The organism is Streptomyces sp. NRRL F-5126 (genome assembly GCF_000721265.1).
In the GTDB taxonomy this organism is placed as follows: domain Bacteria; phylum Actinomycetota; class Actinomycetes; order Streptomycetales; family Streptomycetaceae; genus Streptomyces.
In genome coordinates, this window is the sequence record NZ_JOFZ01000006.1 from 52,747 (window position 1) to 75,807 (window position 23,061).

A 23,061-nucleotide genomic window follows, 5' to 3' on the forward strand; every position below is an offset into this window, starting at 1 on the left:
TGACGGAGCGAGCGCCCCAGGGGTTCAGAACAGGACGTTGAACGCGGACCAGCCGCCGGTGCCGATCTTCACGCGGCCCGCGAAGGGCGCGGATGCCTCACCGGTTCCGGGAAACAACCACAGGGCTCCCGCCGCGTCGACCGCGATCAAATCCGGCTTCCCGTCCCCGTCCTGATCCCCCGTCGACACCAAGCGCTTGTACGCGTCCCAGCCCGTTCCGACCGTGATGCGGGAGTGGAAGGCGCTGCCCGAAGCGGCGTTGCCGGAACCGGGATAGATGTAGAGCGTCCCGGACGTGGACCGGGCGATCAGGTCGTTGTGCCCGTCACCCGTGTAGTCCCCACGCCCGGTCAGCGCGTTCATCCCGTTCCACCCGGAGGTGCCGATACGAACCTTCGTCGCCAACGTGCCGCTCGCGCTGCCCTGGTAGAACCACAGCGAGCCGTCCGTGTGCCGGCCCACCAGATCGTCGTACGAGCTACCGCCCAGGTCACCCGGGGACATCAACAGGTTGTAGATGTTCCAGCCGCCGCCGATGACCTTCGTGTCGTTGCCGCGCTCCGCCGTGTAGTAGAGGGTGGAACCCATGCGGAAATACAGATCCGCCGCACCGGGGGCCGACTGGGCCGCTTGCACGAACTGGTCCGCCTCGCCGTACCCACCACCCAGCTTGACCGCCCGTTCCCACCCCGCGCCGGACTTCGGCTCATAGTCGTAGAGGATGCCGTCCGACTTCCTGCCGAACAACGACAGCCGCTTCGTGGCGGCTGGGGCAGCAGAATCCAGATTCGCCTGTGTCTGGGCCCCGGACGCTGCCGTGCCGAGCTTCGGCAGCGCATACGCCCCACCTGTGACCAGCAGGATCGCGGCCGCAAGGCCGGCCCCCCACCCCATCGCGCGCAAACGCGTCGGCGCGCCTCGCCAACGACGCCTGAACCGCTCGACCATGAAAAGGATCCCCACCCACACCCCACGCAGGGCAGGGGCAGTGCCAATGGCCGCGTACCCCAAGCCCGCCACCGGGTCGGCGACCGCGGCCGGATCACGCTACGACGCGACCATGCCAACTGTGAAGATCTGTGAACGACCTGTGCTCTTTCTGTCATAAAGATGGCTTGAAACAGCAGCTCGAATCTCTGGCAGGTGATCACCGAGCGCCCCGGGGAGACCGGTTGCGCCGCCTGCTCATGAAGGGCGGGACGCCATGTTCGCGTTGAGCTACTTCCCCGTACCGACCGCGTGGACGACGATGCCGGGACCCTTGGTGTCCTGGTCGGGGTTGTCGACGGGGACGTTGATGGACGCGCTCACGGTCTTGGAGTAGGTCTCGTTGGGGGGCGTGATGACCAGGGTGGTGAAGGTGTAGCCGGTGCCTCCGCTGTTGTTGTACGGGTAGTAGAGGACGAATTGGGTCGACTGCCCGGGCGCCAGCTTGACGGTGGGCAGTTCGCCCTTGCCGTAGCGGGTGGCGCTGATGCCCGTGGTGTCGCCCTTGCCCCTCAGGTCCACGCCCGGGTAGCCGCGCATCGTGCAGGAAGAGGAGCCGCTGTTCTTGAGGTTGACGATCTCCATACCTTCGCCCGATATGCCGTGCTGGGCGGTGATGGTGAGGTTGGAGGTCCTGCACATGCTCCCGGACGCGGCACCGCCACCGGACCCGCTGCTGCCGCTGCCGCCGCCGCTGCCGGAAGAGCCACTGCCCTGACCGCTCGCGGCACCGGGTGCCGCCCCCGCGCCGGACGAGCTGCCGGACGCGCCGGACGACGAGTTGGGGCTGGACGACGACGGGCTGGACGACGGGGTCGCACCGGACCCGCCGGACAGCGGCGTGCCGGAGGCACCGGACGCGGTGGAAGCTCCGGAGGCGCTGGAGGAGTCGGGACCGCAGGCGGTCAGGGACAGCCCGGCGGCCGCGACGATGACGGCGAGAGCCGAGAGCCTCTTGCTGCTGCGCATTGCTTCTCCATCGGTCGAACGTCGGCCCACTCGGTGCGGACCCTTCGGTGTTGATGGAGGCACACGGGGCGGCGGTCAGTTGCGCACGAACCCTACCGGTACACCCCCGTGACACGCCCGCAGCACTCCTGCCGCAGCCCGATCTCCTCAGCGGGACCGGCGCCAAGCCACAAGGACCGCACCTGGTATGCCCCGGACGCTGTGCCTCTCGTCATCGAGATCGCCTCCCCCGAGTCCGCGCACCGCGACCGCACGGTCAAGCTCCGCAAATACGCCGAGGCCGGCGTCCCGCACTACTGGTGTGTCGAGGAGGACGAGGGCGAGCCCGTCGTCCACGTGTACGAGCTGGACGAGCCGACACGGTCGTACTCGCGGGCATCTTCCGTAGCGTCCCTGCGGCGCCCGGTGCCGTTCGAGATCGCCCTGGACCTCGGAGAGCTGGTCCCGCGACAGCAGGGCTGACGGGCCGCTGCGAGACGACCCGGATCAGAGCACGTCACCGGTGGCTGCTGGTGCAGTCCAGGAACTCATCCAACGCCTCGCCGGTGGGGAGCGTGTACCCGGGTGTGCGGCTTGCGTGTGTGCCGTTCAACCGCCGCAGCCTGATCGCCGTCTCGGCCGCCAGTACGGCCACGGACAGGCCGTTCAGCACGACGGCCCCTTCGACCGAGAAGCCCGGTTCCCGGCAGAACAGCATCATCGGATACCCACCGGCGGGAACGATCACGTCCACGCCGAGATCGAGCAGCGGCGCGATCTGCCTGCGGAAGTCGTCCCTCACCTGTTCATACGACTCCCGGTCCGTGAACGACCTGTTGTAGTCGGCGACCTGCGTCTCCACAGCGCGTACGGCCACGACGCGCTGCTGCAGCCCGTACCGCAGGATCTGCTCCTGGTGGATGGGGATGAAGACCGGACTGATGGTCACCAGTCCGATCCTTTGGCCCAGCGTGCAGGCGTGCAGCATCGTGGACTCGCCGAGACCGATCACCGGGATGTCCACAGCGGCGCGGATCTCCGCGAGCCCCGGGTCCGGGAAGTGGCCGATTACGAACGCCGCGTACCCCTCCCGCTCGGCGGTGATCGCGTTACGGACGGCCTGGACCCTGCAGCGCAGCTCACTCAAGGGGTGCAGATAGCGGTCCCCTGGCTGCAAGCCATGGACCACGACCTCGTAGCCGGGCCCGAGAAGGCCGGAGAGATGGCTGGTCAGCCGGCTGAAGTACGGCGCGTCCACCTCAGGGTCGGTGAAACTCTGGTACCAGATACGCGCGGCAGCGCTCTCGGCAGCGGCCATGCTCACCTACTCCCTCGTCCCGCGGAACGGCTCATGGGCCCACTTCTACACGGCGGCGCCACCGTGGGCGCGGAACGCCGGGCCGGGACCGCCCGTACGGCGGACCGGCGCGGCTGTCACCCGCCGCCGTGCACGGTCACACCGGCGATGACGGACGTGCCGCGCGTCGCGCGCGGCCGGACGGTCCAGGCGGCGGCGACCTGGTCGACCAGCAGCAGCCCCCGCCCCGACTCGCCGTAGGCTGCCGGGCGCGCCACGACGGGTGTGGCCGTACGGCAGGGCGTCCCGGTGCCGGGATCGGAAACGGCGAGCCAGTAGTGTCCCTCGGCGGGCCACAGGACGAGCTCGACGAGATCGCTCTCGTCGGCCCGCGCCCCGTGCCGCACGGCGTTGGTGACCAGCTCGGACGTCAACAGGCCGAGTTCGTCACGCAGATGGGGCCGCAGCGCGTAGGGCAGCGCCTCGGCCACGGCGTGCCGGGCGCGCGGCACGGACGACGGGTGGGCGGGGAACCGCCAGCAGGCGGGGATGCGGGGGATTTCAGGCATAGCGAACTCCGTTGCGGTGGTGTGCGGTTGAAGTCGCCGGTGGCATGCCGCCCTGGTCGCGGACACACCCGTTCCAAGGCAGACGGGCAGGCTCGCGCGGTGCGCTTCCGGCATTGCGGTGTGTATCTTCCACGTCACGCAAAGCTAGCGGATGCGTAGCCACTTGTCTCCACTTGGATGAGATATTTACCCCCTAAGAGTTGGACCAAAATTCGCGGACACGGCAGACTGTGGCCCGACAGCAGGAAGGGACCCCATGCCGACCCGACGCACACCAACGCAGCGCCAGAGGCGCCTTGGTGCCGAACTACGCAAGCTGCGTGTCGCCGCAGACAGAACCACGGACTACGCAGCCGGCCTGCTGGACATGGATCGCACGCGGATCGCCAACATGGAGTCCGGCATCCGGCAGATCAACGCCGAACGAGTCCGCACCCTGGCCAGCAACTACGTTTGCGAAGACGATGCTTACGTGGAAGCGCTGGTCGCGATGGCGACTCAGGAGCGCGGGTGGTGGGAGGAGTACCGAGGCGCCCTGCCCTCGGGGCTGCTGGACATCGCCGAACTTGAGTGGCACGCCCGGCGCCTTCTCACCGTGCAAGCCGTCCACGTGCCGGGGCTGCTGCAGACGGAGGACTACGCACGCTCCGTCTTCGACGCCGTTCTGCCCACGCTCCCACGACTTGAGGTCGAACTGCGGGTGCAGCACCGCATGCGCCGGCAACGCGTGCTCGATGACGAAACAGCCAAGTCCAACGTGAGCTTCGTCCACGAGGCCGCGCTGCGGATGCAGTTCGGCGGTACGAAGGCCATGCATACGCAGCTCGACCACCTGTGCGCCGCTTCCGAGCGCGAAAACGTGACTGTGCGCGTCATCCCATTCAGTGCAGGGGTGTTTCCCGGCGCGGGCCACGCACTGCTCTACGCCGAGGGGCCGGTGAGGCAACTCGACACTGCGCAGGTGGACACGGCACACGGGGCCGACTTCGTCCACGCGGAGGCCCAACTCGCCAAATACCGAGCCCATTTGACCTGGATGGACGATCGCTGCATGAACGAGACGGAATCGCGGGACCTTATCCGCAGCATCGCCCACACGCTCTGAGGAGTTCGTATGTCCGAGATCACCTGGGAAGACCCGTTCTGCGGCGAAGGCAACAACTGCTTCCGCCTCGGCACGGACGCCGACGGCAACGCCTACATAGCCGTCAACGGCCAGGAGGACCACTACCTCACCGACACCACCGAGGCCCTCCGCACCCTCATCAGCGAGATCAAGGCCGGCAAGGCCGACCACCTCCTATGAGGCTCCGGTGTGCGAGGTGGCGGGTGAGCTGACGTCAGGCGGACACGTCGGCGTTCCACCCGCCCCTCAGGCGGTGGGAACCGCCCGCAGCAGTGCACGCGTCTCGGCGACCACCCGGGCGTTGAACGCCGGGTCATGCACCTGCGCGGACCCTCGCATCGGGTGCCCCTTCTCGTCGTAGTAGACGCCGGTGGCTTCCGACTCGTCGGTGAGCACCCGGGTGATCATGCGGGCGGCGGTGCGCGGGTTCGTCCAGTACTTGATGAGCGGGGCCACTGGCGACAGCACGTACTTCGACAGCAGACGCACGAACGGGCCGGCGTCGCGGCCGAGGTTCGTGCCGGGGGCGAAGCCCGGCTCGATGGCGTTGAACCGCAGCCGGGGCGTCTCGCGGGCGAAGGCGAGCACCGTTGCCAGGTTGCACTGCTTGGATGTGGCGTAGGCGTCCGCGCCCGGCATTTTCGAGCCGCCGGGCTTCCACTCGCCCCGGGTGCTCGCCTCGGCGGAGACGTACCGGGCGCCGCGGAAACCGGCCATGGTGGCGGGCTTGCGGCGCCATCGCGCGCCTGCCGGACGAATGGCAAACCCAGCGGCACAACCCGGCGACGGCGTCGACCGCCAGGCTTACCCGAGCACGCGGCGAATCGCGGGCAGTGCGTCGCCGGGGTTGCGGACCAGAATTATCTTGGCGCTCGGCGCATGGGCGTGGATGACGTTGAGGACCCGGTTGAACCAGAGAGTCGTCAGCTCGGTCGGCGGGAGCTCAGGATCCTGCCCGCTGACGAAGCTGCCGATCACCACGCCGTCGTACTCGGCGTCGCCCAGTTCCTTGATCAGCCGGGTGTCACCGACCTCGTCGTCGGTGAGAACTATGACCGTGGCTGCCAGGCCGGCCTCCCGCAGGCGGGCCTGAACCTTCTCACCGATCTCCGGGTGCTTGCCGAAGCCCAGGACCCGCCACGGCTTGAGAACGTCCGATGTCGACAAAATTGTCTCCTGCTCCTAGAATTGAATGGATCGTAAGTCAAATGACCTGACTGGGAGTCTAGTTAAATCGCATGACAAGCGTCAAGAAGACTCAGCGCACGTACCGTTCGCCCGTGCGTGAGGAAGCCGCACGCCGTACTCGCGAGGTCGTGGTGGAGGCCGCCGGGGAAGTGTTCGTGCATGAGGGCTACTCGGGCGCCACGATCGAGCAGATCGCGGCCCGCGCCGGCGTCTCCCGCCAGACGGTCTTCGGAGTCGGCGGCAAGGCGCAGCTGTTCGCGTTCGCCCGCCGGCGGGCGGCCGAGGGCGGCAGCGTCAGCGCCAACGACGAAGGCTTCCGCCGGATCCTGGCGATCCGTGACGCGCGCCGGCTGCTTGAGGAGTTCGCCGCCTTCACCGCTGCCATCTCGCAGCGGCTCGGGCCGCTGCAACGTGTGCTCGAGCAAGCGGCGGGGAGCGACCCCGAGCTGGCGCAACTGCTCGAGACAGCCCAGGAGGAGCTGCTGGAGTGTGCCCGCGGCGTCCTCGCGGCGGCGGCTGCGACAGGTTCGCTTCGGCGTGAAGTCCCACACGAGGTCGCAGCCGACATTCTGTGGCTGCAGATCCAGCCGGCCAACTACCGGCGCCTCGTCGAGGAGCGCGGCTGGAGCCACCGCGCGTTCGAGCAGTGGCATGCCGCAGCCATGATCACCGCCTTGCTGGAACCTGGTGGAGCCGGATAGCCGGATGCGGTCCGCCGGAGTGCGGTGGCCGCCGCGTTCCACCCCGGAACTCTCGGGGGACGGCCGCGAGGCGGCTCTCGTCAGTGGCCTGCCGGAAGCCGAACGCGCCCCGCTCACCGAGCTGTTGGAGAGGCTGACGATCGAAGTCAGGCGCCGCACGGACGACGACGGCCCCAGTCCGCTGCCGCCGGCCGAAGCGAGCGGCATCAGTGTTGAGCGACAGCGGTGGAGACGGCCGTCCGCCCACCGGGGGCGCGGGTGAGATCATCCGTCCATGAGCAGCGACCCGGAAGTGAGTGCTCTGGCGATCAACGTCTCGATCCCGGAGGCGCTCCGCTGGACGGACACTCGACGCGGTGAGGCGTTCACGCTGACGACACTCAACATCCGGCTGCTTCCGGACGGCCGCCTCGCCGCGAAGGCCTACGGCCGGCCGGTCGCTGGTGGCCGGGGTGCCTACGTCTCGTTCCCCGTCCCGGACAGACCCGAACTGGCCTCCCTGATCGCCGACGCCGCCGGCCGTGCCGGGTCTTTGTGGGCCGCTCACCGTGGTCTCGGCTGAGACCGGTGCGCCTCCATACGCGCACGAACGCGTGCCTTCGGCGTCCGGAGTGTCAATGGGCCGGGCAGACAGCACCGGCGCGCCCGTCGACGGCACGGCCACGGTCTTCGCCCCGCCGGGGTACTGCGTGCCGTGGGGAAGCCGCGTACCACCCCGGTTACGTACCCGAGGCGGTCGGCGAGTAGCCCGCCGCGCGCCGTGCCGTCAGGGCCCGTCCGGCCTGACGCGGACCGCGATCAGCGTGATGTCGTCCTCCACCGGTGCCGCGACATGTGCGACGACCGTGTCGAGCAGTTCGGGCAGCGGCCGGTGCCGGTGCTCGGTCACCAGGGCGGCGAGTGCGTCGATGGCTTCGTCGATGTCCTCTCCGCGGCGTTCCACGACGCCGTCCGTATAGAGGAACAGGAGCGCGCCCGGTTCGAGGAGACGCTGGTGCTCGAAGCGGGTGGGCCTCCCGACGACCGGGTGGAGCATGGCACCGTGCTCCACCAGGCGCTCCGCAGGTCGGCCTCTGGGCAGCAGCAGCGGCGGGGGGTGGCCCGCGTTGGACCAGCTCAGTGCCCAGGCCCCGGCCCGCACGGGTGCGAGCCGGGTGTGGACCAGCGTGCCGCCCGGCTCCAGACCCAGGACGGTGATGGCCTGGTCGAGTGCCGACAGGGCGGCGGCGGGGCCGTACGGCGGATGGTCAAAGGTGGCCTGGCGCAGCATGCTGCGCACCTGGCCCATGACGGTGGCCGCGTGGGTGTCGTGGCCGGTGATGTCGCCCGCGGTCACCGCGAGCGCCGCCGCGCCGCCGGGCGTGACGGGGGGCAGCGGGTAGGCGTCGTACCAGTCGCCGCCGACCATGTCCTCCGCTGCCGCCGCCGAGTAGACGGCGGCGATCTCCAGGCCGTCCACTGACGGCAGGTCGGTGAGCATCGCCGCCTGCAACTGGCGTGCCACCGATACGCGCTGCTCGACGAAGAGCGCACGTTCCATGGCCTGACTCACGTAGCCGGCCACCGCGGTGAAGGAGGCCCGTTCGATGAGAGTGACGTCGTGGCGCTCGCGCCAGGACAGCACGAGCACCCCGGCCGTTCCCTTGTTGCCCCGCAACGGCAGGCACAGTGTGGTGACCGCGCCCAGGGCATCAAGGCGAGCCAGTGCCTCCGCGGAGTAGTCGCGTGCGAAGGTCTCCCGGTCCGGCACGAGGACGGGGCGCCGCTCGCGGAAGGCGCGCGCGCTGGGGGAGCCGGCCTCCGCCCTGAGATGGTGCGGATCGTCCGGGCTCGCCCGGTCCTCAGCGGAGTCGTGTACGCGGCCAAGGCCGTCGTCGTCGGCGGCGACCAGCAGTCCCACGGAGGGGCCCAGCTCCCCGAACAGGCCATGCAGCCGTCGTCGTACGTCATCGATGTCGACGCTCTGCGCCAGGTCTTCCGAGGCGCGCAGGAGCAGCTCGGCCTGCTCCATGCCGTGCCGGGCCTGCCGCTCCAGTTCCCGCGCGGCGCGGCGGTCCTCTTCGGCGGTGTCGTGGGCGGACTCGGCTGCCCGGCGCGCGGATACCGCCCGGTCGTGCGCCGCGATCGCCCTCGCGCCCGTGCTCTCCGCCGACTCCTGGGCGTGCAGAGTACGCTCCGTCACGACCCGGAGCCATAGCTCCGCCGAGCACGCGGCGGCCAGGTCCTCCAGGTCGGCCAGATCGGCGGCGCTCCACTCCCGGGGCCGGTCGTCGATCGCGCACAGCGAGCCGAGGACGAGTCCGGCGTCGTCGGTGAGCGCTGCGCCCGCGTAGGCGATGACGCCCAGATCGGTGACGGCCGGGCTCGCGCGGAACTTCTCGTCCGCCCGTACGTCCGTCAGGAGGAGGGGGCGGCCGGAGGCGAGGACGTCCTGGCACAGGGCGTGCGAGAGGGGCGCCTCGCGGCTGCTCGCCCACGGCTCGGCGAGGCCGGCCATGCCCGGGAAGACCTGCCGGTCCTCCTCCGGCAGCGAGACCAGACCGATCGGGACGCCCAGGAGCCGCACCACCAGGCGGGCGAAGCGGTCCATGCCCTCGTCGGCGGTGGCCGACAGGCCTGCGAGCCGCAGCGCCTCCAGCCGCCCTGGGCCGGGCTGGGCGCGCTCGCCCGGACCCGTGCTGCGCACCACACCGACCTCCTGCGATCTCGCATTTCGGCGCTTGCGGCCAAAACGGCATCGTAGATCACCTTTCACCGCCCCGCCGGACGGCGGGGCGCCCCTGTCCCCGGGCGAATCCGGCACCGGGAGGGAGCGGACACTCCTGGCCCGGGCACCGAGCGGTGTCCGGGCGCAGGGCCGTGTGCGGGGGTGGACGCAGAGCTGGACGTGCGCCCCAGGCCGCGTCAGCGTGCCGGGTGGTCCTGGGACTCGTCGGTGGCGGACGGGCGCGGGCCCTCGGGCCGGCCGGTCGGGGCCGGGCCGCGTCCGTTGCCGCCGGCGGGCGCGTTTCCTCCGGCGGGCGCGGGCCCGTCTTGTGGCCCGTAGCCGTCGCCGTTCGCCCACGACGGTGCGGGCCTGTGGCCGTTCGCCGCCGCGGATCCGACGCCGTTGCCGCCCGCGGGCGCGGGGGCACGCGCGGGCTCGGGGGCACGCGCGGGCTCGGGGGCACGCGCGGGCTCGGGGGCACGCGCGGGCTCGGGGGCACGCGCTGTTGGCCACCACCGTGTAGCCGCCGGTCGGCAGATCCGCGAACGCGTACGCGCCGTCCTCGTCCGTGACGCGGTGCGCCAGGACGTTTCCCGCGGGGTCGATCAGCGTCAGACGCGTGTCCGGCAGCGGCGTCCCGTCCGCGTTGTGCACCGTGCCGCGGATGTGCGCGGCGGGCCGCAGCTCGACGTCCTGCAAGGCGTGGCTGCCGTCGCCGAGTTCGACGGGCAGCGCACCCGGCTGGTGGCCCGCGGCGCTGACCGCGAGGGTGTAGGCGCCCGGCGTCAGCTCGGGCAGCGCGTAGGCGCCCGAGTCGTCCGCCGTGGCCGTGGCGACGACGTCGCCCCGCTCGTCGGCCGCCACCACGAGCGCGCCCGGGACCGCCGTACCGCCCGCGGAGCGCACCGTCCCCGTCAGGCCGCCCGCGCCGCGCAGCAGCAGGTCGGTGGTGACCGGCGTGCCGTGGTGGCTGATGGTGACCGCGTGCGGCTGCCTGCCGGACGCCGAGGCGATGACGACGTACTGGCCGGGACCCGGATCGGCCAGGACGTAGCCGCCGTCCGTGCCCGCGCTGGTACGGGCGAGCTGGCGGCCCGCCGAGTCGATCAGCGTGACGGACGCGTACGACACCGGGCGGCCCGTCGCGTCGAGGACGTGGCCGAGCACACCGGGTGACTCGGCGGCCGTCGGCGTCCCCTTGGCGTGGTGGGCCGGGTGGTACGCCGGCTGCTCGGCGGTGGCGCCGGTCGCGCCGGCCCCGGCGGCCGCGACGGACTCGAGGGTCCGCTCCCCCGCCGGTTCGCCGGTCCCCTGTGCGGCCGACTCGGCGGCCGGCGCCTCGGACGTGGCCTTCGCGGCCTGGGCGAACGCGGCCGGACGTCCCCTGCGGTAGAAGATCACCGAGACGATCAGGCCTGCCGCGAAGAACGCGCCCGCCCACCAGTAGGCGGTGGAGTAGCTGTGCAGCGCCGCCTGGACGCGCGCGTCCTGCTCGCCGATGTGGTCCTTGGCGTAGTTGGCGGCCGCGGTGGCGGCGATCGTGTTGAACAGGGCGGTGCCGATGGAACCGCCGATCTGCTGCATGGTGTTCACGGTCGCCGACGCCACGCCCTGGTCGCGCGGTGCGACGCCGAGGGTCGCGAGGCTCATCGCGGGCGGCATGACCAGGCCGATGCCGAAGCCGACCAGCAGCAGTCCGGGCAGCACGTGCGGCACGTAGGTGCTGTTGAGGTCGAGGCGGGTCAGCCAGACCAGGCCCGCGGCCGCCACGCCCATGCCGACCGGGACGACCGGCTTGGGGCCGATCCTGGGGATCAGCAGGTTGGTCGAGATCTGCGCCATGATCATCAGCATGCCGATCATGGGCAGGAACGCCACGCCGGTCTGGATGGGCGAGTACCTCAGCGTCTGTTCCAGGTAGTACGTCAGGAACAGGAACACACCGAACATGCCCGCGCCGGAGATGAACACACTCGCGTACGAACTGGCGCGGTTGCGGTCGGCGAGCACGCGCAGCGGCAGCAGCGGATGCTTGGCGCGGGTCTCCCACAGGGTGAACAGCACGAGCAGCACGCCACCCGCGGCGAGGAACGCCCAGACCATCCACTCGCTCCAGGCGTGCGTCTCCGCGTTGGCGAAGCCGAACACGACGCCGAAGAGGCCGGCGGCCACGAGCAGCGTGCCGAACAGGTCGAGCTTGGGCCTGTCGGCGGGGCGGGCGCCGTGGATGAAGAGGACGGCGCCGAGTACGGCGAAGACGGCGATGGCGTCGTTGACGTAGAGGGTCCAGCGCCAGTCGAGGTGCTCGGTGAGCACGCCGCCGAGCAGCAGGCCTATGGCGCCGCCGGAACCGGCGATCGCGCCGAACACGCCGAACGCCCTCGACCGCTCCTTCGGGTCGGTGAACGTCGTGGTCAGCAGGGACAGCGCGGACGGCGCGAGTACGGCACCGAACATGCCCTGGAGGGCACGCGCGACGACCAGCATGGTGAACCCGTCGGCCGCGCCGCCCAGGGCGGACGCGCCGGCGAAGCCGACCAGGCCGATGATGAACATGCGTTTGCGGCCGACGAGGTCGGCCAGCCGCCCGCCGAGCAGCAGCAGGCTGCCGAAGGCCAGCGAGTACGCCGTGATGACCCACTGGCGTCCGTTGTTGTCGAAGCCCAGGTCGTGCTGGGCGGACGGCAGGGCGATGTTCACGATGGTCGCGTCGAGCACCACCATGAGCTGCGCGAGCCCGATGACGGCCAGCGCCCACCAGCGGCGGGCCGAGTGCTGGGGCGCCTCGCCGGCGGTGGCGCCGCCGGGCCCCGCTGGGGCGGCGGTGTCGGCACGTACGCCGACGGATGAGGTAGACACCGGGTCCTCCAGGTGTTTCGGATGTGCGGACGGAAGCGCGTCGTCCGGGCACCCGTGGGCGTACTCACGCGCGCCGTTGGCACGTGGGACGGACGGTGTGACGGCTCCGTGTGCCCGCCGGCTCAGCACCGAGCCGGCGGCGTGTTCGTTGTGTTGTGTCCTGGTGATGTGTGTGGGTGGCCGGCCGGCCGATCAGCGCCGTATCGGCACTGATCAGCGCTGTCTCAGCGCGGGAAGGATCACGGCGTCCACGTACTGCTTGAGGAAGCCGGCGTCCGGTTCCTTCAGGTCGATCAGGGATCGGGCGATCACGGAACCCAGCAGGAGGTGCGGCAGGTAGGGGCGCGCGGGGCAGTCGGCGGCGGCCTCGCCGCGCCGTACGGCACGCTCGAAGAGCGCGTCGATCGCCGAGCGGTCCTGCTGCATGAGGTCACGGAAGGCCTCCGCGAGGCCCGTGTCCTTGCTCACCGCGGGCACGACGGCACGGACGAGGTCCGTGTCCTTCTTGGCCTGCCCGATGCGGGTGGTCAGTTCGTACAGGTCACCGGCGAGGGAACCGGTGTCGAGCCCTTCGAAGTCGAAGGGCCTGTTGTGCCGGATCGCGGCGGCCACAAGCCGGGGCTTGCCCTGCCACTTGCGGTACAGGGTGGCCTTGCTGGCGCGCGTCCTGGCCGCGACCGCGTCCATCGTGAGCGCCTCGTACCCCACCTCGCACAGCAGCGCCAGCACGGCACCGTAGATCTCGGCCTCGCGCTCGGCGGAGAGCCGGCTGCGCCTCGGGCGGACGCAGGGCGCGCATTGCGTGCCACCGGCCCGCTCGTCCCGGGGCGCGTCCGTGGGCGACGCACCGGTCGCCTTGGCCATGCGCATCGTCACCCCGCCCGTCCGGATCCGGTCACGGGATCGCCTGATCCCGCGCTCCAGCGAAACTGCTTCGTACTCTTGAGAGCGTAGAACGCCGCTTATCGAAACGCAAACGTACTCTTACGCGCGCTGGAGGCCCGCTTGCCGTGCGGCCGCCTCGCCGGCGAGGAGCTTGAGCCGGTCCTCGGACGCGGTGCCGGGCTCGGCGGTATAGACGATCAGGTCGTGCACGGCGCGGCCCGGCAGGGGCAGCGGCAGGTCGAGGGAGTGGAAGGCCAGTTCCAGCCGGCCGGCGTCGGGGTGCTGGAGCCGTTTGACGCCGTCGTGGCGCATCAGGACGTCGTGCGCGGCCCACTGGCCGCGAAACTCCGGGCTGAGGGTGCACAGCTCGCCGACGAGTTCGCGCAGTGCCAGGTCGCGGGGCTCGCGCCCGGCCTCGGCGCGCAGCAGGGCGGCGGTGGCGGCGCCCGCGGCGTCCCAGTCGACGAAGAAACCACGTGCCCCGGGGTCGAGGAAGATGTAGCGGGCGATGTTGGGGCGGCCGCGCCGGTCGGCGGTGGCGCTGTCGAACATCGGCGCGAGCAGGGCCCGGGCCAGGGGGTTGCGGGCCACGATGTCCGTGCGGCCGTCGCGTACGAACGCCGAGGACATCGTCATGGAGTCGAGCAGCCACTGGACGCGGGGCGGGACCTCGACGTCCCCGCGACGCGACGGCGTGCGGCTCGTGCGCCGCGACGACCGGGCCAGGTCGAACAGATGGGCGCGCTCGTCGTCGTCCAGTCGCAGGGCACGGGCGACCGCGGCGAGTACCTCTTCGGACACGCCGCCGATGTACCCCTTCTCCAGCCGCGTGTACCACTCCGTGCTCACGCCGGCGAGGACGGCGACCTCCTCGCGCCGCAGCCCGGCGACCCGTCGACGGGCGCTGGTCGGCAGTCCGGCCATCGCCGGGGTGATCCTGGCGCGCCGGCTGACGAGAAAGTCCCGGACTTCGCCGCGGTTCCCGGGCTGCTGGTCCATGTCCTTGATGGTAGCCACTGGTCACGACGCGAAAGGGGGTTGAGTTTGTACCCCCAGGAACGCGACCTTCTCCGGCGGCGCCGAGCACGGTCTCGTGGGATTCGAACGTCCCGACACGACACCAAGAGCGACAACGGAGACACGACATGACGAGCAAGGCGCCGACCGTGCCGGCGGTGGCGATGGGCACATGGGCCTGGGGAGACAGCGGCGAGGCGGGCGACGGCCACTTCGGCAGCCGGCTGAGCGAGTCCGGCCTGCGCGAGGTGGTCGAGAAGGCGCAGTCGAACGGGTTCACCTTGTGGGACACCGCCGTGGCGTACGGCATGGGCCGCTCGGAGAGCGCCCTCGCCCGGGCGCTGACGGGTTGCCGCCGCGGCGAGTACCAGCTGTCGACGAAGTTCACCCCGCAGATCGCGGGCGACGGCGACGACCCGGTCGCGGACATGCTGCGGCAGAGCCTCGACCGCATGAGTACGCACTATGTGGACTTCTTCTGGATCCACAACCCGGCCGACGTGGAACGCTGGACACCGCCTCTGATCCCGCTGCTCAAGAGCGGCAGGATCAAGCACGTCGGTGTCTCGAACCACAACATGGAGCAGATCGCTCTCGCCGACCGGATCCTCGGCGAGGCCGGCTTCCGCGTGGAGGCGGTCCAGAACCACTACAGCCTCCTGTACCGGAGCTCGGAGCGGGCGGGCATCCTCGACCACTGCCGCGAGCACGACGTGCGGTTCTTCGCCTACATGGTCCTTGAGCAAGGAGCGCTGACCGGCAGGTACGGCCCGGCACATCCGCTGCCCGAGGGGAGCGGCAGGGCCGACATGTACAACGGCGTCCTGCCCCGGCTGCGGGCGCTGACGGACCGGATGGGGGCGATCGGCGAGGACCGGGGCGCGTCCGCCGCCGACGTCGCGACCGCCTGGGCCATCGCCAAGGGGACCACCCCGATCATCGGGGTCACGAAGGCGGGTCACGTCGACGGGCTGGTCCGGGCCCGCGGGATCGAGCTCGCCTGCGAGGAGATCGCGGAACTCGAGGCGCTGGCGGATGCGGCGGACGTCGACACGCGCGGCTGGTGGGAGCAGGAGATGCGGCAGCCATAGGAAACTCCTATGCCGTCTGCTCGCTTTTCGTCTTTGCCTCTCATTCTTCGCCCGGCCTACGGTCAAAACCATGACCACATTGAAGAATGAAACGGAAAATTCGGAACTCGCTGGAAAGCGGGCTCTGGTCACGGGCGGTTCGCGCGGAATAGGCGCGGCCATTGTGCGCCGGCTTCTGGACGCGGGCGCCGAGGTGCTCACGACCGCCAGGTCGAGGGCGAGCACGGTGCCGGAGGGCGCCGCCTTCGTGGAGGCGGACGTACGGACGCGCGCCGGCGCCGAGGCGCTCGCGGCGGCCGCGCGGAGCACGCTCGGCGGGGTGGACATCCTCGTCGACAACGCGGGCGGCGCACAGCCGTTCCCGAACGCCGCGGCCATCCCCGACGAGGAGTGGCAGGACCAACTCGACCTGAACTTCCTGGCGTCGGTGCGGCTGGACTCGCTGCTGACCCCGGGGATGCGGGAACGGCGCTCGGGCGCCGTCGTGCACATCTCGTCGGCTGCCGTCCCCACCTCGGCGCCGCCGTTCCTGCACTACACGGCGGCGAAGGCGGCGCTGGAGAACTACAGCCGCGGACTCGCCCTTGAGCTTGCGCCGTTCGGGGTGCGGGTCAACGCCGTGTCCCCCGGCAGGACCGCGACGCCCGGCGGTGAGGCGACGCGCGAGCAGTGGGCGCGCCTGAGCGAAGGCCCCGGACAGGACGACGCCGCGCCGCCCCTGGGGCGCGACGGGCGGCCCGAGGACATCGCGGACGCGGTGCTGTTCCTCGTCTCGGACCGGGCGAGCTGGTTGACCGGTCGGAACCTCACCGTCGACGGCGGCGAGTTCCCCGCTTGATGAGGGCGAAGTACGAAGGGCCGGACGGAGAACCCCGGAAAGGGGCGCGAAACATGAACGACGAGTACGACGGCAAGAACGCGGTGATCACGGGCGGCAGCAGCGGCATAGGCCTCGCCACGGCGAAGCTGCTGGTGGATGCGGGAGCGCGCGTGGTGATCACCGGCCGTTCCCGTGCCACTCTCGACGCTGCCGCCAAGGAGCTGGGGGACAACGCGACGGCCGTCATGAGCGACGTCTCCTCGTTGTCCGACCTGGACGGCCTGGCCGCCCGCGTACGCGACGAACTCGGCACGCTGGACGCCCTGTTCGTCAACGCGGGCGTCACCACCGCCGCACCCCTGGAGTCGACGACCGAGGAGATGTTCGACACGTCGTTCGCCGTCAACGTCAAGGGCGCCTTCTTCACCGTGCAGAAGCTCGCACCGCTGCTGCGCACGGGCGCCGGCGTCGTCCTCACCACCTCGGCCGCGAACGTCATGGGCCTGGCGGGGACCAGCGTCTACGCGGCCGGCAAGGCGGCACTGCGCTCGATGGCTCGCACCCTCTCGGGCGAACTGCTGCCGCGCGGGATCCGCGTCAACGCGATCAGCCCCGGCCCCGTGGACACGGGAACCCTGGAGAGGACGATGACCGAGGAGGCCGCCGAGCGGTTCAAGGCGGAGCGCGTCGCGGATAATCCCATGCACCGTTTCGGGACTCCGGAGGAAATCGCCGGAGCGATGGCATTCCTGGCGTTCGACGCCACTTACACCACGGGCAGCGAATTCGTGGTGGATGGGGGCTCAACCCAGCTGTGACCGGATTCTGACGTGTTTCCGGTGGATTCGGCGGTGTAGTGCCAGGTTTCCTGGCGCAGGAATTCGAGCAGGGCCGCTTCCGCAGGGCCCGCACCGGGCCGGATCGCGGCAATAGCGGGCATGGAGACCGCGGGGAGCACCGGGCGTGTGAGGTGCTCGAACCCGGGAGGCACGGCCGAGGCCGGGACGAGCGTCACGCCCAGGCCGTGGGCGGCCCAGCGCACCGCCGTCGCCGTCTGGGAGACGCGGGCGACGGTGGCCGGGGCGAGGCCGTTGTCGCGGAGCACGTCGCGCAGCACGCCGTCGAGCGCGCTGTCGTGGTCGAACCTGATCCACGGCTCCCGCGCCACCTCGCCCAGCTCGACCCGGCCACCGGCGAGCTGGGCGCGCTCGGGGCCGAGCACGGCGACGAACTCCTCGTCGCCGAGGTGGTGGCCCACGTACAGGTCTTCCTCCCCGCAATCCCCGGCCATCAGGGCGACATCGACCACGCCCCGCCGCGCCAGCCGATCGAGCTCAGCCGGGTTCGCCTCCTCGAAAACGGTGACTTCGAGCCGCGGGTAGCGGCGACGCAACGCGGTGAGCGCGCCCGGGAGCTGCCGCGTGCCGAGGCCCATCTGCGCCGCGACGACGAGCTCGCCCTCCAGTTCGGCGGCGCCGGCCCGCGCCGTCGCCTTCGCCCGCCGCGCCGCCCGAACCGCGACCTCCGCGTCGCGCAGGAAGGCGCGTCCGACGGCGGTGGGCACGAGACCGGACGGCGTACGGGCGAACAGCGTCACGCCGAGCTCCCGCTCAAGGCCGCGGATCTGCTGCGACACCGACGGCTGGGCGACGTGCAGCGACTCGGCGGCGGCCGTCACCGAGCCCGCCTCGGCCACGGCGAGGGCGTATTCGAACTGGCGGATGCTCATCGGCTCCGTCCCTTCCGGCAGTGGGCCGCGGCGGACAGCGGTCGGCCCGGCCGTCCTCGCAAGCCTAGGTGAACGGCCCGGCCACCGGATCTGGCGAAGCCCGGGGCGTGCCTCGGCCGGCCTCAGGCCTCCAGCGCCGCCCCCGACGCGGCGACCTCCCCCGGCGCAGACACCACGTCGTCCCCTCCCCCGTGACCCGGCTTCCCGCCCGCCGCCGCGGCCCTGACGGCCGGGATGGCGGCCGCGATCAGCGCGGCGACCAGCGACACACCGCACCCGACCAGCAGCGCCGTGCGGAAGCCCGACTCCGAGGCGATCTTGAAGCCGCCCATCGTGACGGTCATCTGGGAGAGGACCACACCGATCACGGCCGAGCCGAACGACGTACCGAGCGAGCGCATCAGCGAATTGAAGCCGTTGGCCGCCGCTGTCTCGGACAGCGGTACAGCGCTCATGATCAGGGCCGGCATCGCCCCGTACGCGAGTCCGACGCCGCTGTTGGCGACGATGGCGGAGAGCATCAGGCCCCACGCGGAGCCCATCAGCGGCAGGGAGAGCCCGTAGCCGACGGCGATCACCAGCACGCCGCTGATCAGCGTGAACTTGGGGCCCTTGGCGTCCGTGAGCTTCCCGCCGAGCGGGGAGACGAACATCATCATGAGGCCGCCCGGCGCCATCCACAGGCCGGAGGCGAGCAGCGACTGGCCGAGGCCGTAACCCGTCGCCGACGGCAGCTGCAGCAGTTGCGGCATGACGAGCATGCTCGCGTACATGCCGAAGCCGACGAAGACCGACGCGATGTTCGTCAGCAGCACGCGGGGGCGCGCGGTGGTGCGCAGGTCGATCAGGGGGTCGCGGGTACGCAGCTCCCACAGGCCCCACGCCAGCAGCACGACGACGGCGGCGGCGAGCAGGCCGAGCGTCGTCCCCGAGCCCCAGCCCCAGTCACCGCCCTTGGAGACCGCGAGGAGCAGGGACACGAGACCGATGGCGAGGCCGACGGAGCCGAGGCCGTCGAAGCGCTGGCCCTTGGCGGCCGCGTTGGGCACGTCGGGGATGAGGAAGTGGACCAGCGCCGCGATCGCCACGGCCAGCACGGCGGAACCCCAGAACAGCACGCGCCAGCTGGCGTACTGGGCGACGGCCGCGGCGATCGGCAGGCCGAGCCCGCCGCCGATGCCCATGGAGGCGCTGACGAGGGCGATGGAGGAGCTCAGCCGCTCGGCGGGGACGGTGTCGCGCAGGAGGGCGATGCCGAGCGGCACCATGCCCATGCCCATGCCCTGCAGACCGCGGCCGACGATCATCGGTACGACGGAGGACGACAGGGCGCACACCACCGAGCCCACCAGCAGCGGCACGCAGCACGCGAGGATGATCCTGCGCTTGCCGAACATGTCGCCCAGGCGGCCGGAGACCGGCACGCAGACCGCTCCGACGAGCAGGGTGACGGTGATGACCCAGGCCGCGTTCGACGCGGACGTGTGCAGAAGGCGCGGCAGTTCCGCGATGAGCGGCGTGACCAGCGTCTGCATGAGTGCCGCCGCGGTACCCGCGAAGGCCAGCGTGGCGATGACGCCGCCCGCGCGGGCCGATGGCTGGGGAGCGTCCATACCGGACTCCTCGGATTGTCAGGTGATCGGGCACACCGATGCCCGGAGATACTGACATGCATCGTACATGCGATATGCATTAACCACGATAAATGTATGGCACACATCGCTGGGTAGGATGGGCGCGGGCCGCGCCGAGGGACGCGCCGGCGGGGCCCGAGCGACAGACGGGAGGCGCCGAGCGCATGGTCAAACCCACGTACGAGGTCGAGTACGAGCAGATGCTGCTCGGACGGCACACCCTCGTGCACCACAGGAACCGCAAGGACAGCTCCCTGGAGCGCAGCGCCTACATCCTGCTCAGCCGCATCCGCGTGCAGGGGCCGATGTCGATCGGCGAGCTGAGCGACGCGTTCGGCCTCGACACCTCGACCCTCAACCGGCAGACAGCCGCGGCCATGAACGCCGGGCTCGTCGAGCGCATCCCCGACCCGGGCGGCGGCATGGCACGCAAGTTCCGCATCACGGACGCGGGCGCCCGGATGCTGGACGAGGAGCGCGAACGCACCGTCGAGGGCCTCGACCGGGTCATGACGGACTGGTCGGACGAGGACATCAGCGCGTTCGCCTCGTACCTGCGGCGCTTCAACACCGACATCGAGCGGCTCGGCGGCAGGCCCTGGCCGCGGCCCTGACCACGCGGCCCTGACCAACGCCGCCGCCCGGGGGCCGCTAGAGGTCGAGGACGACCTCGCCTGCGGGTTCACTGCAGCAGACGAGGGCGGTGCCGGGCTCCGGGGGTTCGAGCGGCTCCGTCGTGTACGTGACGTCTCCGTCCACGAGGTGCGTGACGCACGTGTGGCACACGCCCGTACGGCAGGACCAGCGGGTGGGGACGTCGCACGCCTCGGCGAGGTCGAGGAGGGACGCGTGCCCGGCCGACCAGGGCGTGGTGACGCCGCTGCGCGCGAAGGTGACGAGAGGGCCCGTACCCGGGGGCCCGGACGGCTGGTGCGGGCGGGGCGCGGCCCCCGCCGCGACGCCTGTGATGCCGGGGTTGATCGCCGGCAGGGCGCTGAACTGCTCGGTGTGGATCCGCTCGGGCGGCAGACCGCGCTCGCGCAGGAAGCCGGAGAGCGCGTCCATGAAGGCCGGCGGCCCGCAGAGGTACGCGTCGGCGTCGGCGGGGACGCCCATCTCCGCGAGCGCCCCGGCCGTCGGACGCCCCCGGGTGACGTGGAGTTCGCCGGGGCGCGGGGCGTCGGAGGTGTAGAAGATGTGCTCCTGGGCGGCCGGGAGCCGCCCCAGGAGGGCGTGGGCCTCGTCGGCGAAGGCGTGCTGTGCGCGGTCGTGGGCGGTGTGGATCCACCACACGGGCCGCGGGTCCTTCGCGGCGGCGAGCCGGTGCAGCATGGCGAGGACAGGGGTGGCGCCGATCCCGGCGGAGACGAGGACGATCGGGCGGTCGCCGCCCTGGAGTACGAACGTCCCGCGCGCACTGGCCACGTCGAGCAGGCCGCCGGGGCGCAGCGCGGCGTGGATGAAGCCGCTGACCCTGCCGTGCGGCTCGTGCTTGACGCTGATGCGGTAGGTGGAGTCGGTGGGCACGGAGGAGAGCGAGTAGCTGCGCACCGCGGGGGCCTCCCGGGCCCCGGGGGCCGCGTCGGCTCCCCCGCCGGCGGTGACGCGCACGGAGAGGTACTGGCCCGGACTGGCATCGGGTACGGGCGCGCCGTCCAGGGTGTCGAGGTAGAGCGACGAGACGGTGGGTGTCTCCCGGACGATACGGGTGACGCGCATTGCCCTGAAGCCCGGCCACGCCGGCTCCTGCCTTGGCTGCCGGGTCCCGGCACCCGCCTCGGGCCACCCCGGTTCCGCCTCGGGCTGCCGGGCCTCGGCCAGGTCGCGGAAGGACTGCTGCCACCCGGGGCTGAGCGCGGGGATGTTCAGCGCTCTGCGCAGCTTGTCGGGGTCGCGGCGCGGCAGGTAGAGCAGCGCGTCCGCGTCCGCGACGGTGAGTTCCTCCTGGCCCCTGCGGGTCAGCGTGATCTCGTCACCCGCCTGGACGCGTCCCTCCGTGATCACGCGCAGGTAGAAGCCGGGCCGGTGGTGGGCGACGAGGAGGGACGCCATGGTGGGCTCGCCCAGGCGCATGCCGACGCGGTAGCAGGTGACGCGCGGCTGGGTGACCTCGAACTCGGCTTCGCCCACGCGGTAGCGGTCCCCGATGCACACGTCGTCGTCGGGCAGGCCGTCGACGGTGAAGTTCTCGCCGAAGATCCCGAAGTCCAGGTCGTCCCGGTGGAGTTGCTCGCGCCAGTACCGGTACGACTGGAGTTGGTACACCAGGACGGCCCGGATCTCCCCGCCGTGCCCCGCCAGGTCGCCCTGGCCGTCGCCGTCGACGTTCAGCCGCCTGACCATGCGGGGGCCGCGCACGGGGGACTTCCACGCTCCGGTGTGGACGGTCTTCCCCTTCCAGGGGACATCGCGGGGCTTCCCCACGTTGACCGACAGCAGCGTCGCCATTGCGGACCTCCCGCGGTTGATCCTAGTTGTGCCCGGACATACGGACCACGCGTTCACCCTAACCGACTAATATGCGTTGACCAGTTAGGATGAGCGTGTTCTACTGGTCGCAAGAACCGATACAGCTCGACCCAGGGGTCGCGACCACGGCCTCTCCTCCCAGAAGGAACCCGCCATGGGACTGTCCTGGCAGCAAGGCCCCCTGTCCGCAGGCGCGATCGGGCACTTCCTCACCGCCGACCCGCTCCCCGAACGGCTTCTCTACGCGGAGCGGCTGCGCCGCAGGATGCGTGTGAAGTTCCACGGAGTGTGGATCGCCGACAGCGAGGACGTGCTGCTGCTCCACGAGCCGAGCCGCTACCCCGTCGCCTACTTCCCGCGCGCGGACGTCGTCGGCCAGGCCCTGGTCCCCAGCGGCAAGGTCACCCACCACAAGGACCTCGGCGACACCTCCTGGTACGCCGTACACGCGGGCGAGCGCACGGCCGAGCGCGCCGCCTGGGAGTTCGCCGCGCCGCCCGCCCACGCCGCCGTACTCCAGGGACGCATCGCCTTCGCGTGGCGGGCGATGGACGCCTTCTACGAGGAGGACGAGCGGGTCCTGGGACACGCCGCCGACCCGTACCACCGCATCGACATCCGCAACACGTCGAGGACGCTGGAGGTCCGCCTGGGTGACACCGTCGTCGCCCGCTCCGGGCACCCCGTCGTGCTCTTCGAGTCGGGATTCGCGCCGCGCTGGTACGTGCCGCGCGCCGACATCGACGAGGCACGGCTGCGCCCGGTCGAAGGCCGGACGTTCTGCCCCTACAAGGGCCTGTGCGACTACTACGACATCGGCGACGCGCGCCGCGCCGCCTGGTCGTACCGCGACGCCTACCGCGAGGTCGACAGGGTCAGCGACCTGGTGTCGTTCGAGGCGGACAAGGTCGAGGTCCGGCTCGACGGCGAGCGGCTGCACCCCGAGCCGGGGCAGAACGTGATCCCGCACGGCATCGACCGCGGGCTGGACGTCGACGAGGTCGAGGGCCGCTGACTCCGGAGGCTTCGGCGGC

22 protein-coding genes and 1 pseudogene are annotated in these 23,061 nt (G+C 71.2%); 10 read left to right on the forward strand and 13 right to left on the reverse strand.

Annotated features, from left to right (window positions below; translation table 11 throughout):
- Window positions 1–24: 24 nt before the first annotated feature.
- Both IH48_RS0113005 and IH48_RS0113010 read right to left on the reverse strand, forming a co-directional pair.
- A complete protein-coding gene (locus IH48_RS0113005) occupies window positions 25–894 on the reverse strand; it encodes an FG-GAP repeat domain-containing protein (RefSeq protein WP_078849690.1) in 870 nt (289 codons plus the stop codon).
- A gap of 324 nt (window positions 895–1,218) precedes the next feature.
- Entirely contained in the window at window positions 1,219–1,956 is a 738-nt protein-coding gene (locus IH48_RS0113010; RefSeq protein WP_030903206.1) for a DUF4232 domain-containing protein, read from the reverse strand.
- Between the two features lie 108 nt (window positions 1,957–2,064).
- Between IH48_RS0113010 and IH48_RS34970 the strand changes: the two genes are divergently transcribed.
- On the forward strand, window positions 2,065–2,418 hold the full coding sequence (locus IH48_RS34970) for a Uma2 family endonuclease (protein ID WP_324604302.1): 354 nt from the start codon (window positions 2,065–2,067) through the stop codon (window positions 2,416–2,418).
- Between the two features lie 34 nt (window positions 2,419–2,452).
- On the opposite strand, the gene IH48_RS0113020 is transcribed toward IH48_RS34970, so the two are convergent.
- Window positions 2,453–3,253 carry an aspartate/glutamate racemase family protein gene (locus IH48_RS0113020; RefSeq protein ID WP_037841871.1) on the reverse strand — a complete coding sequence of 267 codons (801 nt, stop codon included), beginning with the start codon at window positions 3,251–3,253 and terminating at the stop codon, window positions 2,453–2,455.
- 116 nt (window positions 3,254–3,369) lie between these two features.
- Entirely contained in the window at window positions 3,370–3,801 is a 432-nt protein-coding gene (locus IH48_RS0113025; protein WP_030903210.1) for an ATP-binding protein, read from the reverse strand.
- A 256-nt stretch (window positions 3,802–4,057) separates the two neighbouring features.
- On the opposite strand from IH48_RS0113025, the gene IH48_RS0113030 reads away from it, so the two are divergent.
- Together IH48_RS0113030 and IH48_RS0113035 are read left to right on the forward strand one after the other, a co-directional pair.
- Window positions 4,058–4,906, forward strand: coding sequence for a helix-turn-helix domain-containing protein (locus IH48_RS0113030; protein ID WP_030903212.1), 849 nt, complete (start codon window positions 4,058–4,060; stop codon window positions 4,904–4,906).
- Between the two features lie 9 nt (window positions 4,907–4,915).
- Window positions 4,916–5,107 (forward strand): hypothetical protein, encoded by a 192-nt coding sequence (locus tag IH48_RS0113035; RefSeq protein ID WP_030903214.1) that lies wholly within the window; start codon window positions 4,916–4,918, stop codon window positions 5,105–5,107.
- A 66-nt stretch (window positions 5,108–5,173) separates the two neighbouring features.
- Here the strand turns inward: IH48_RS0113035 and IH48_RS0113040 are convergent, their stop codons facing one another.
- Together IH48_RS0113040 and IH48_RS0113045 are read right to left on the reverse strand one after the other, a co-directional pair.
- Complete coding sequence (locus IH48_RS0113040) at window positions 5,174–5,644, reverse strand: hypothetical protein (protein WP_051839695.1); 471 nt, start codon at window positions 5,642–5,644, stop codon at window positions 5,174–5,176.
- Between the two features lie 87 nt (window positions 5,645–5,731).
- Window positions 5,732–6,094 (reverse strand): hypothetical protein, encoded by a 363-nt coding sequence (locus IH48_RS0113045; protein ID WP_030903217.1) that lies wholly within the window; start codon window positions 6,092–6,094, stop codon window positions 5,732–5,734.
- 113 nt (window positions 6,095–6,207) lie between these two features.
- On the opposite strand from IH48_RS0113045, the gene IH48_RS34345 reads away from it, so the two are divergent.
- Window positions 6,208–6,816 carry a TetR/AcrR family transcriptional regulator gene (locus IH48_RS34345; protein WP_158710289.1) on the forward strand — a complete coding sequence of 203 codons (609 nt, stop codon included), beginning with the start codon at window positions 6,208–6,210 and terminating at the stop codon, window positions 6,814–6,816.
- A 274-nt stretch (window positions 6,817–7,090) separates the two neighbouring features.
- Window positions 7,091–7,378 (forward strand): hypothetical protein, encoded by a 288-nt coding sequence (locus IH48_RS0113060; protein WP_030903224.1) that lies wholly within the window; start codon window positions 7,091–7,093, stop codon window positions 7,376–7,378.
- Between the two features lie 204 nt (window positions 7,379–7,582).
- Here IH48_RS0113060 and IH48_RS36610 read toward each other — a convergent pair whose 3' ends face one another.
- From IH48_RS36610 to IH48_RS0113080, 4 genes and pseudogenes are all read right to left on the reverse strand, one after another.
- The gene (locus IH48_RS36610; protein WP_420705492.1) at window positions 7,583–10,924 is read right to left on the reverse strand and encodes a carboxypeptidase regulatory-like domain-containing protein; all 3,342 of its coding nucleotides are present in this window, start codon (window positions 10,922–10,924) and stop codon (window positions 7,583–7,585) included.
- Window positions 10,898–12,382, reverse strand: a pseudogene (locus IH48_RS37625) (DHA2 family efflux MFS transporter permease subunit); the annotation flags it as partial. The pseudogene IH48_RS37625 and the gene IH48_RS36610, both read right to left, overlap by 27 nt.
- Window positions 12,383–12,595: 213 nt before the next feature.
- Window positions 12,596–13,246 carry a TetR/AcrR family transcriptional regulator gene (locus IH48_RS0113075; RefSeq protein ID WP_078849761.1) on the reverse strand — a complete coding sequence of 217 codons (651 nt, stop codon included), beginning with the start codon at window positions 13,244–13,246 and terminating at the stop codon, window positions 12,596–12,598.
- Window positions 13,247–13,366: 120 nt separating this feature from the next.
- A complete protein-coding gene (locus IH48_RS0113080; protein WP_030903228.1) occupies window positions 13,367–14,266 on the reverse strand; it encodes a helix-turn-helix transcriptional regulator in 900 nt (299 codons plus the stop codon).
- 146 nt (window positions 14,267–14,412) lie between these two features.
- Here IH48_RS0113080 and IH48_RS0113085 point away from each other — a divergent pair, with 146 nt between their 5' ends.
- The 3 genes from IH48_RS0113085 (at window position 14,413) to IH48_RS0113095 (ending at window position 17,013) form a co-directional block, all read left to right on the forward strand.
- On the forward strand, window positions 14,413–15,375 hold the full coding sequence (locus IH48_RS0113085) for an aldo/keto reductase (RefSeq protein WP_030903230.1): 963 nt from the start codon (window positions 14,413–14,415) through the stop codon (window positions 15,373–15,375).
- Between the two features lie 70 nt (window positions 15,376–15,445).
- The gene (locus IH48_RS0113090; RefSeq protein ID WP_030903231.1) at window positions 15,446–16,213 is read left to right on the forward strand and encodes an oxidoreductase; all 768 of its coding nucleotides are present in this window, start codon (window positions 15,446–15,448) and stop codon (window positions 16,211–16,213) included.
- A 53-nt stretch (window positions 16,214–16,266) separates the two neighbouring features.
- Window positions 16,267–17,013, forward strand: coding sequence for an SDR family oxidoreductase (locus tag IH48_RS0113095; protein WP_030903233.1), 747 nt, complete (start codon window positions 16,267–16,269; stop codon window positions 17,011–17,013).
- On the opposite strand, the gene IH48_RS0113100 is transcribed toward IH48_RS0113095, so the two are convergent.
- Window positions 16,962–17,924 carry a LysR family transcriptional regulator gene (locus IH48_RS0113100; RefSeq protein ID WP_030903235.1) on the reverse strand — a complete coding sequence of 321 codons (963 nt, stop codon included), beginning with the start codon at window positions 17,922–17,924 and terminating at the stop codon, window positions 16,962–16,964. The genes IH48_RS0113095 and IH48_RS0113100 overlap by 52 nt on opposite strands.
- A gap of 122 nt (window positions 17,925–18,046) precedes the next feature.
- Entirely contained in the window at window positions 18,047–19,537 is a 1,491-nt protein-coding gene (locus IH48_RS0113105) for an MFS transporter (RefSeq protein ID WP_051839697.1), read from the reverse strand.
- A 185-nt stretch (window positions 19,538–19,722) separates the two neighbouring features.
- Here IH48_RS0113105 and IH48_RS0113110 point away from each other — a divergent pair, with 185 nt between their 5' ends.
- Window positions 19,723–20,172, forward strand: coding sequence for a MarR family winged helix-turn-helix transcriptional regulator (locus tag IH48_RS0113110; RefSeq protein WP_030903240.1), 450 nt, complete (start codon window positions 19,723–19,725; stop codon window positions 20,170–20,172).
- A 37-nt stretch (window positions 20,173–20,209) separates the two neighbouring features.
- Here the strand turns inward: IH48_RS0113110 and IH48_RS0113115 are convergent, their stop codons facing one another.
- Window positions 20,210–22,006, reverse strand: coding sequence for an MOSC and FAD-binding oxidoreductase domain-containing protein (locus tag IH48_RS0113115; protein WP_030903242.1), 1,797 nt, complete (start codon window positions 22,004–22,006; stop codon window positions 20,210–20,212).
- A 175-nt stretch (window positions 22,007–22,181) separates the two neighbouring features.
- On the opposite strand from IH48_RS0113115, the gene IH48_RS0113120 reads away from it, so the two are divergent.
- Window positions 22,182–23,042: a DUF427 domain-containing protein gene (locus tag IH48_RS0113120; protein ID WP_030903244.1), complete on the forward strand. Its 861-nt coding sequence runs from the start codon at window positions 22,182–22,184 to the stop codon at window positions 23,040–23,042.
- Window positions 23,043–23,061 lie beyond the last annotated feature (19 nt).

Excerpts from the sequence above, each read along its gene's own strand:
- IH48_RS0113090 (WP_030903231.1), top strand. The coding sequence starts at position 15,446 with ATGACCACATTGAAGAATGAAACGGAAAATTCGGAACTCGCTGGAAAG.
- IH48_RS0113030 (WP_030903212.1), top strand. The coding sequence starts at position 4,058 with ATGCCGACCCGACGCACACCAACGCAGCGCCAGAGGCGCCTTGGTGCC.
- IH48_RS0113020 (WP_037841871.1), bottom strand. The coding sequence starts at position 3,253 with ATGGCCGCTGCCGAGAGCGCTGCCGCGCGTATCTGGTACCAGAGTTTC.
- IH48_RS0113105 (WP_051839697.1), bottom strand. The coding sequence starts at position 19,537 with ATGGACGCTCCCCAGCCATCGGCCCGCGCGGGCGGCGTCATCGCCACG.
- IH48_RS0113085 (WP_030903230.1), top strand. The coding sequence starts at position 14,413 with ATGACGAGCAAGGCGCCGACCGTGCCGGCGGTGGCGATGGGCACATGG.
- IH48_RS0113025 (WP_030903210.1), bottom strand. The coding sequence starts at position 3,801 with ATGCCTGAAATCCCCCGCATCCCCGCCTGCTGGCGGTTCCCCGCCCAC.
- IH48_RS0113110 (WP_030903240.1), top strand. The coding sequence starts at position 19,723 with ATGGTCAAACCCACGTACGAGGTCGAGTACGAGCAGATGCTGCTCGGA.
- IH48_RS0113095 (WP_030903233.1), top strand. The coding sequence starts at position 16,267 with ATGAACGACGAGTACGACGGCAAGAACGCGGTGATCACGGGCGGCAGC.
- IH48_RS0113010 (WP_030903206.1), bottom strand. The coding sequence starts at position 1,956 with ATGCGCAGCAGCAAGAGGCTCTCGGCTCTCGCCGTCATCGTCGCGGCC.
- IH48_RS0113075 (WP_078849761.1), bottom strand. The coding sequence starts at position 13,246 with ATGGCCAAGGCGACCGGTGCGTCGCCCACGGACGCGCCCCGGGACGAG.
- IH48_RS0113005 (WP_078849690.1), bottom strand. The coding sequence starts at position 894 with ATGGGGTGGGGGGCCGGCCTTGCGGCCGCGATCCTGCTGGTCACAGGT.
- IH48_RS0113080 (WP_030903228.1), bottom strand. The coding sequence starts at position 14,266 with ATGGACCAGCAGCCCGGGAACCGCGGCGAAGTCCGGGACTTTCTCGTC.
- IH48_RS0113100 (WP_030903235.1), bottom strand. The coding sequence starts at position 17,924 with ATGAGCATCCGCCAGTTCGAATACGCCCTCGCCGTGGCCGAGGCGGGC.
- IH48_RS0113120 (WP_030903244.1), top strand. The coding sequence starts at position 22,182 with ATGGGACTGTCCTGGCAGCAAGGCCCCCTGTCCGCAGGCGCGATCGGG.
- IH48_RS0113040 (WP_051839695.1), bottom strand. The coding sequence starts at position 5,644 with ATGGCCGGTTTCCGCGGCGCCCGGTACGTCTCCGCCGAGGCGAGCACC.
- IH48_RS0113060 (WP_030903224.1), top strand. The coding sequence starts at position 7,091 with ATGAGCAGCGACCCGGAAGTGAGTGCTCTGGCGATCAACGTCTCGATC.
- IH48_RS0113035 (WP_030903214.1), top strand. The coding sequence starts at position 4,916 with ATGTCCGAGATCACCTGGGAAGACCCGTTCTGCGGCGAAGGCAACAAC.
- IH48_RS0113115 (WP_030903242.1), bottom strand. The coding sequence starts at position 22,006 with ATGGCGACGCTGCTGTCGGTCAACGTGGGGAAGCCCCGCGATGTCCCC.